The organism is Metasolibacillus meyeri, from assembly GCF_003049505.1.
Classification (GTDB): Bacteria; Bacillota; Bacilli; order Bacillales_A; family Planococcaceae; genus Metasolibacillus; species Metasolibacillus meyeri.
Genome location: NZ_PYWN01000030.1, coordinates 31,934 through 40,817, shown reverse-complemented (window position 1 = coordinate 40,817; position 8,884 = coordinate 31,934). Strand labels below are relative to the sequence as shown.

Below are 8,884 nucleotides of genomic sequence, written 5' to 3'. Positions count from 1 at the left end.
AATGAAACGTTTTTTCATTCACGTCTTGCTTGTTCAGTTTTCAAGGTTCATTTTTATATCATCGTCGCATCTATCAGAAGCAACTTTTATATAATATCATGTCGTGCTTTTTAAGTCAACTACTTTTTTAAAAAAGTTTTTTAAGAAAGAATTACTTATGCATCGCAGCGACTTAATAAATAATATCAAACATTTCACATAAGGTCAATACTTTTTCAAAAAAATATTAAAGCAATTACGCTAAGGCGTAATTGCTCAGTAAACATTACTTAATCATCCGCCTTTGTAATAACACGTGATATATAGAAAGAACGTACTGTTGCTAGATCAATAATTTCACCAGTGCTTGTAATTTTCACTAATGGTCTTGTCGGTGCATACTTATTAATAAACATTACTTCCGCCCGCTCTTTATTGGATAACTCCACTCTAGTACCAATTGGCAATTCAGCTACAATCGCTATTAAAGCATTCACAACTTTTATATCAAACTTTCCAAACTCGGATTCTTTAATCATCTCTATTACTTGAAACGTTGCTTTTTTCTCACTATATAGTCGCTCACTCGTCATTGCATGATAGACATCGGCGACTGCAATAATTTGTGAGAAAATAGAAATATCTTCACTCTTAATACCCTTTGGATAACCACTACCATTTAATCTTTCATGGTGTTGGAAAATGGCCTTCTTCATTTCTCCCTTTAATGCACCTAAATCTTTTACCATGACATAGCTATGAACAGGATGCTGACGAATTTCTGCAAACTCATGTGCTGTCAGCTTACTTGTCTTATCGCGAATTCTAGCTGGAATTTTAGCCATTCCAGAGTCTGCTAAAGTTCCAGCAATTGCCATCTGGATACAAATTCCTTTTTCATAGCCCAATTTTTGCGCCATAATCGAAGCAATTAAGCCCGTTGCTATACAATGATGATATAAATAATCTTGTGGATTTGAATAACTGTTTAAATCAAATATATATGAGCGATTTTCAAGCACTTGCTCAATTAGAGGAATTGCCATCCCACGTATTTTAGTCATATCAATTTTCGCACCAGATTCCCAATTGAAAAATTCCTTTTTAAATTGTTGAATTGCATTTGCATAGGATTTTTCAAAGGAAGCTACTTTTTCTGCGAGTTGTATAGAATGACTTTCAACAGCATCTGTTGCTTTACTTTTCCCTGAAAGCTGTTGATAAACAGGAATTGATTTAATATTGAATACATTAAGTATATGTAGATGTTCATATGTGACTTTTGTGTCTTTATAAATAATCGGAAATTGTGTATTTGCAAATATGTTATCTGCTATAGTTTGTCCTACATTTAATTCCGCAACATTTACCTGAGTAGTCTCCAATCTAAAAACCACCTTTATATGTGTACTTTTCTTTTCATTGTATCGTAACAATTTTTATAAATATAGTAGTAATTACATCTTAGTTAATTTTTATTCATATTATTCCAAATATATAAAAATAGCTACATGTACTTACAAATCAAAACAATTAAAAATTGTCGAAAAAGGACTGTCTGAAAGAGGAATTACCTTTTCAGACAGCCCTAAACCTATATCTGTGCTTCTGTAGTTATTCGTCACCAAGGACGTGTCTCAAAATGTCTTTTCAGACAGTATCTTTTACAACTCAAAAAACTTATTCGTTTTCTTCGATATCTTCATCATCTACGATATCTTTTTCCACTTTTGCTACAGTCGCAACATATTCTTCTTCAGCTAAACGGATTAAACGGACACCTTGTGTACTACGGCCAATCACAGAAATATCTTGTACATCCATGCGAATCAGCATGCCGTTAATTGTAATAAGCATAATATCCTCTGTACCATCGACCGCTTTAACTGCGCACATCTTTCCGTTTTTCTCTGTAATTTGCATTGTTTTTAAGCCGACACCACCTCGGCTTTGTAAACGATACTCCTGCTCAGGTGTACGTTTTCCATAGCCTTTTTCTGTAACAACTAAAATTTCTTGGCCAGGCTCAATGATTTCCATACCTACTACATAGTCCCCATCACGCAATTTAATACCGCGCACACCAGCAGCTGTACGTCCCATTGAACGAATATCTTCCTCTTGGAAACGAACGAGCATACCATCTTGTGTCCCGATAATAATTTGCTTCTTGCCATCTGTTAAACGTACAGAAATTAAATCATCATCCTCGCGTAAGCTAATTGCAATTAAACCATTTGTACGTATATTAGCGAATTGAGACACTGGCGTACGTTTTGTAATACCTGTTTTCGTTGTAAAGATAAAGTAAGCATCCTCATCGAATGATTCAACACGAATCATCGCTGTTACTTTTTCATCTTTTTCAATATTTAGTAAGTTAACGATCGGTAAACCTTTTGCTGTACGCCCAAATTCAGGAATTTCATAACCTTTTGCTCGGAATACTTTCCCTTTTGACGTGAAGAATAAAATTGTATCATGCGTTGATGTAAATAATAAATGCTCTACAAAGTCGTCCTCATTAGTCCCCATACCTTGCACACCGCGACCACCACGTTTTTGCGAGCGGTATGTATTTGCGGCTAAACGCTTAATATAACCATTATGCGTTAATGTCAGAACCGAGTTTTCACGTGGAATTAAATCCTCATCCTCGATCATTTCAAGACCACCAGCCGTAATTTCTGTGCGGCGTTTATCGTTATAACGCTCTTTAATCTCAAGCATCTCTTTACGAATAATTTCAACTATTTTTGTTTCATCTGCTAAAATTGCTTTTAATTCAGCAATTAATCTTTGGAGCTCTTGATATTCAGCTTCAATTTTTTCACGCTCTAAACCGCTTAAACGAACAAGACGCATATCAAGAATTGCCTGTGCTTGACGCTCACTCAATGTAAAGCGCTCCATTAATACAGGCTTTGCTTCATCACCGCTACGTGAACCTCGAATAATCGCAATAATTTCATCGATATGGTCAAGCGCGATACGTAAGCCCTCTAAAATATGTGCGCGTTCCTCCGCTTTGCGTAACTCAAATGCTGTACGACGCGTAATTACGACTTTTTGGTGCTCTAAATAATGATATAGTGCTTCTTTTAAGCTTAAAATTTTTGGCTGACCATCTACTAATGCGAGCATATTGACACCAAAGCTTGATTGCATTGCTGTTTGTTTAAATAAATTGTTCAATACGACATTGGCATTTGCATCACGTCGTACTTCAATCACAACACGCATCCCACGACGATCCGATTCATCGTTTAATTTTGTAATGCCGTCAATTTTTTTATCACGTACAAGCTCCGCAATTTTTTCGATGAGTTTTGCTTTATTTACTTGATAAGGTAACTCATGAATTAAAATGGTTTCCTTCCCGTTACTGCTTTGCTCAATTTCTACCTTTGCTCGAATAATAATGGAGCCACGACCTGTTTCATAAGCTCGGCGAATGCCAGAACGTCCCATAATTAAACCACCTGTTGGGAAGTCTGGTCCTGGCATAATTTCCATTAGCTCTTCTGTCGTAATAGCAGGATTTTCCGACAAAGCAAGCACAGCATCAATCGTTTCGCCTAATTGATGCGGTGGAATATTTGTCGCCATCCCTACGGCAATACCGGAAGTACCGTTGACAAGTAAGTTAGGATAACGAGATGGTAATACCTTTGGTTCATGTTCACTACCATCATAGTTTGGTTCATAATCAATTGTATCTTTATTGATATCACGTAACATTTCCATTGCGATTTTTGACATACGCGATTCTGTATAACGCATCGCGGCTGCACCATCACCATCAACAGAGCCGAAGTTTCCGTGCCCATCTACTAGCATGTAGCGATAGCTGAAATCCTGTGCCATACGCACCATTGCATCATAAATAGAAGAGTCACCATGTGGATGGTACTTACCCATTACGTCCCCTACAATACGGGCACTTTTCTTATATGGCTTATCTGATGTATTGCCTAGTTCTTGCATCCCATATAAAATACGACGGTGTACAGGCTTTAAGCCATCACGTACATCTGGTAAAGCACGCGCTGTAATAACACTCATTGCATAGTTTAAAAATGATGTTTTAATTTCAGTCGTAATATTATTTCTTTGAATATTTCCATGTTCGATCTCAGACAAAATATAGACCTCCCTTCCAAACGGCTAAATATCTAAATCTGCATAAACAGCGTTTTCTTCAATAAAATGACGGCGTGGTTCAACGTCATCACCCATCAATTGATCAAAAATTCGATCCGCCTCAATCGCATCATCTAATTCTACACGGATTAATGTGCGGTGCGCTGGGTCCATTGTTGTATCCCATAATTGATCTGCGTTCATTTCACCTAAACCTTTATAACGCTGAACGTTTGGCTTTGGTACACTTGATAATCGCTTTAAAATTTCGCTTAGCTCTTCATCAGAATAGCAATATTCTACATGCTTCCCTTGCTTCACTTGATATAATGGTGGCTTCGCTGCGTATACGTAACCTGCCTCAATTAATGGGCGCATGAAGCGGAATAAAAATGTTAATAACAGCACACGGATATGTGCACCATCAACATCGGCATCCGTCATAATAACAATTTTATGATAACGCGCTTTTTCTAAATTGAATTCTTCTCCAATTCCTGTCCCGAAAGCCGTAATCATGGCACGAATTTCAGTGTTTGAAAGAATGCGATCTAAACGTGCTTTTTCTACGTTTAAAATTTTCCCACGTAAAGGGAGAATTGCTTGGAAATGACGGTCACGACCACTTTTTGCAGAACCACCGGCAGAATCACCCTCAACGATGTAAATTTCACATTCAGCTGGATTTGTAGAAGAACAGTCTGCTAACTTCCCTGGTAAGCTTGATACTTCTAATGCTGATTTGCGACGTGTGAATTCACGTGCCTTTTTCGCTGCCACACGTGCACGAGCCGCCATTAAGCCCTTTTCAACTACTTGACGTGCAACAGTGGGGTTTTCTAGCATAAAACGTTCAAAGCCTTCTGAAAACAGTGAATTCGTAATTTGGCTCACTTCAGAGTTACCTAATTTCGTTTTCGTTTGTCCTTCAAATTGTGGGTCTGGATGTTTAACAGATACGATTGCGACTAAGCCTTCACGCACATCTTCTCCTGTTAAATTGGCATCTGCCTCTTTAAGCAAACCGTTTTTACGCGCATAATCATTAATCACACGTGTCAAAGCTGTTTTAAAGCCCGATTCATGTGTACCACCTTCATACGTATTAATGTTATTGGCAAACGACATGATTGTAGAAGAAAAGCCTGCATTATATTGCATTGCAATTTCAATAGAAATGCCATCTTTTTCTCCATTTACATCAATTGGATCATGGAGTGGCTCTTTATTTGCATTTAAATGCTCCACATATGAGCGTATACCACCTTCATAGTGATATGTAACGGAACGCACTTCCTCTTCACGTTCGTCTGCAATCGTGATACGAATGCCACGATTTAAATAAGCTAATTCACGTACACGTGTAGCTAAAATATCGTATTCATAAACAGTCGTTTCCGTAAAAATTTCCGCATCTGCTTTAAAACGTGTCGTTGTTCCTGTTTCAGTCGTATCACCAATTACAGAAAGTGGCTGTATTGTACGTCCACGCTCAAATTTTATGCTGTGTACATGGCCATCTCGCTTTACATAAACTTCTGTTTCAATCGATAAGGCATTCACAACAGACGCACCTACACCATGCAATCCTCCTGATACTTTATAACCGCCACCGCCAAATTTCCCTCCAGCATGTAGCACAGTCATAATAACCTCAACAGCAGGTATACCCATTTTCTCTTGCGTACTTACAGGAATACCACGCCCATTATCTTCAACGCGAATCCAATTATCCTTTTCAATCGCTACTGTGATATCTGTACAAAAACCAGCAAGTGCCTCATCAATACTGTTATCTACGATTTCCCATACTAAATGGTGTAGACCTTTGGAACTTGTAGAACCAATATACATCCCTGGACGTTTACGAACTGCTTCCAAGCCCTCTAATACTTGTATTTGATCAGCATCATATGCCTGCTGCTGAACGTCTTTTTCTTCTAAAGACACTATGTTCACCCACTCTTTCTTCAAACTCTATATGTCCATTATTCCACAAAAGCTTTATTATTTTACAATATCCCCTTGTTTCACATGGAACAATCTAGCCTGTTCAATCGTTTCATGGTGAATACCTTCAACACTTGTTGTTGTAACAAATGTTTGCACTTCACCTTGAATTGTATTTAATAAATGTGATTGTCTATAATCATCTAGCTCCGATAACACGTCATCTAATAATAAGATGGGTGTTTCTTTCGTTTCTTGTTTAATTAATTCAATTTCAGCAAGCTTTAAAGATAAAGCTGTTGTGCGCTGCTGCCCTTGTGAACCATATGTTTGAACATCATAATCATTAACAAAAAATTGCAAATCATCTCGATGTGGTCCTACTAATGTTACACCGCGCTCCAACTCCCTTTTTCTCGCCTCTAATAGTTTTTGCTCTAAATGTGCCGCCATTTGCTCTGCGCTTTGATCTGCTGCTAGCCCTGAAATCGGTCGATATTTTATGACCAGCTTTTCTAAGCCACGCGAAATCCCAGCATGAATTGGCTCAGCCCATGCCTGTAGTAGCTCCATAAATTGAAATCTTTTACGAATAATTTGAACAGATGCTTGAATGTATTGCTCTGTATAAACATCAAACATCACATCATTTAATGCGTGGCGACCCTGATTGCTTTTTAAAATGTGGTTGCGCTGCTTTAATATTTTTTGGAATGTTAATAAATCATGTAAATATACAGGAGATATTTGACCAATTTCCATATCAATAAAGCGTCGCCGCAATTGAGGGCTTCCTTTCACAACGTGCAAATCCTCCGGCGCAAACATCACGACATTCATTTGTCCGATATAATCACTAAGGCGTGTTTGCTCAAGGTGATTTATTTTACCTTTTTTACCTTTTTTTGATATTGTCAGTTCAATAGGAAGACTGCCATAACGCTTTTGCACAACACCTTCTATTTTACCATAGTCTGCATCCCAACGTATTAATTCTTTATCATTCGATGTACGATGAGATTTGGCCATTGCTAAAACATAGATGGATTCCATCACATTTGTTTTCCCTTGTGCATTTTCCCCAATAAAAACATTGATTTTAGGAGAAAAATCAAGCATTAATGACGCATAATTCCGGTAGTTTACCAGCTTTAATTGCTCAATATTCATTCAGTCGCACCGTTCTCAACAATACGGAAGCGGCCGACACCTGGAATATTGACTACATCACCATTACGTATTTTACGTCCACGGCGATCTTCTACCTCCCCATTGACATAAACCACGTGCTCACTTAAAAACCATTTAGCCATTCCACCGGAGCTTATTGCATCCGTCATTTTTAATACTTGTCCTAATGTTATAAACTCTGCATCAATAAAAATATCCTGCATGCTTGTTCATCCTCCGCTAAATGAAATCTATCTTTCTATCATACCAAAAAATAAGCTTCTGCGTAAGAGAAGCGATTTTAGCTGGAATAGTTCAACTGAACAATCCATTTTCGAGCAAATCATAGTTAATCCAAAACCAACAGATTCTGTGGCATCTATTGAATCAAGATAAAGAAAAGCCTAGAAAATTCTAACGTATAGAACTTTCCAGGCTTTTTAAATTAGTAAGTACGAACAGGTAAAATAAGCTGCAAAATTGCATCATCATGAATTGAACGTAAAATAAATGGACGCATTGTACCAGTAAATTGAATAATAACATCTTGTCCATCAATCGCTCGAAGTGCTTCCATCATGTATTTCGCACTGAAGGAAATTTTCAGCGACTCGCCTTCAAGATTTCCCACAGAAATTTGCTCTTCTACTTTTCCAATTTCCGGTGAGTTAGAAGAAATTTCTACTGTGCTGTTTTCCAATGTTTCAAAACGTACAACATTATTGCGGTCTTCACGTGCTAAAAGTGATGCACGATCAATCGCTTGTAGTAATGCTTTACCATTAATCGTCACATTTGTTTTATATTCTTCTGGGATTAAGCGTGACGTATCTGGGTAATTGCCTTCTAGGAGACGTGAGAAAAATAATACATCATCCGTTTTAAATAAAACGTGATAATTCGTTAAGGCAATTTGCACAAGATCTGTTGTGTCTTCTAAAATTTTATTTAATTCGTTTAAACTTTTACCAGGAATGACAACACTATTAATTTCAGCTGGTAATTGTTCTAGTTGAATTTTGCGACGAGCTAAACGGTGACTATCCGTTGCAACGCATATTAATTCATTATCCAATATCCTCCAGTTTACACCTGTCAACACGGGTCTGCTTTCAGATGTTGCAACAGCAAACACCGTTTCACGTATAACAGATTTTAATAAGTCTGCTGGTATTGAGAATTGGCGATCTTCTGCTACTTCTGGTAACAAAGGATATTCTGAAGCATCAAGTCCAATTAAATGGAATTCAGACTTACCTGAGCGAATATTTGTTGCAAAACCTGTTGATACCTCAATTTCGACCTCGTTTGTAGGAAGCTTTCTAACGATTTCGTTAAACATACGAGCTTGTAATACGATAGAGCCCGTTGCACTAACATTCATCAATTGCTCCCCATCTTCTTCAACTGGGATAAAAGTTTGGATTGTAATATCTGCATCACTACCAGTTAAACGTAAACCTTCATGTGTTACGTCAATTTTAATACCAGTTAAAATTGGAATGGTTGTTTTTGAACTTACTGCTTTCATGACGTCGTTTAATCCAGCTAAAAGCCGGTCACGCATAATATCAAATTTCATGTCGTACCCCCATATATAATGTTATTAAAATAATAAAAGAATAAATAGATATAGTAGTAG

Annotated in this window: 6 protein-coding genes; all 6 read right to left on the bottom strand. The window is 37.4% G+C overall.

Going from position 1 to position 8,884, the window contains the following annotated elements; translation table 11 throughout:
• Nucleotides 1–269: 269 nt before the first annotated feature.
• The gene (locus tag C9J34_RS04640; RefSeq protein WP_107838695.1) at nucleotides 270–1,364 is read right to left on the bottom strand and encodes an HD-GYP domain-containing protein; all 1,095 of its coding nucleotides are present in this window, start codon (nucleotides 1,362–1,364) and stop codon (nucleotides 270–272) included.
• A gap of 295 nt (nucleotides 1,365–1,659) precedes the next feature.
• Nucleotides 1,660–4,122 (bottom strand): DNA gyrase subunit A, encoded by a 2,463-nt coding sequence (gene gyrA / locus C9J34_RS04635; RefSeq protein WP_107838694.1) that lies wholly within the window; start codon nucleotides 4,120–4,122, stop codon nucleotides 1,660–1,662.
• Nucleotides 4,123–4,146: 24 nt separating this feature from the next.
• Nucleotides 4,147–6,072: a DNA topoisomerase (ATP-hydrolyzing) subunit B gene (gene gyrB, locus C9J34_RS04630; protein ID WP_107838693.1), complete on the bottom strand. Its 1,926-nt coding sequence runs from the start codon at nucleotides 6,070–6,072 to the stop codon at nucleotides 4,147–4,149.
• A gap of 57 nt (nucleotides 6,073–6,129) precedes the next feature.
• Nucleotides 6,130–7,242: a DNA replication/repair protein RecF gene (recF, locus tag C9J34_RS04620; protein WP_107838692.1), complete on the bottom strand. Its 1,113-nt coding sequence runs from the start codon at nucleotides 7,240–7,242 to the stop codon at nucleotides 6,130–6,132.
• Nucleotides 7,239–7,466, bottom strand: a complete 228-nt coding sequence (gene yaaA / locus C9J34_RS04615) for a S4 domain-containing protein YaaA (RefSeq protein WP_107838691.1) — start codon at nucleotides 7,464–7,466, stop codon at nucleotides 7,239–7,241. The genes recF and yaaA overlap by 4 nt, the downstream gene beginning before the upstream one ends.
• A 221-nt stretch (nucleotides 7,467–7,687) precedes the next feature.
• On the bottom strand, nucleotides 7,688–8,824 hold the full coding sequence (gene dnaN / locus C9J34_RS04610) for a DNA polymerase III subunit beta (protein WP_107838690.1): 1,137 nt from the start codon (nucleotides 8,822–8,824) through the stop codon (nucleotides 7,688–7,690).
• Between the last annotated feature and the right edge of the window lie 60 nt (nucleotides 8,825–8,884).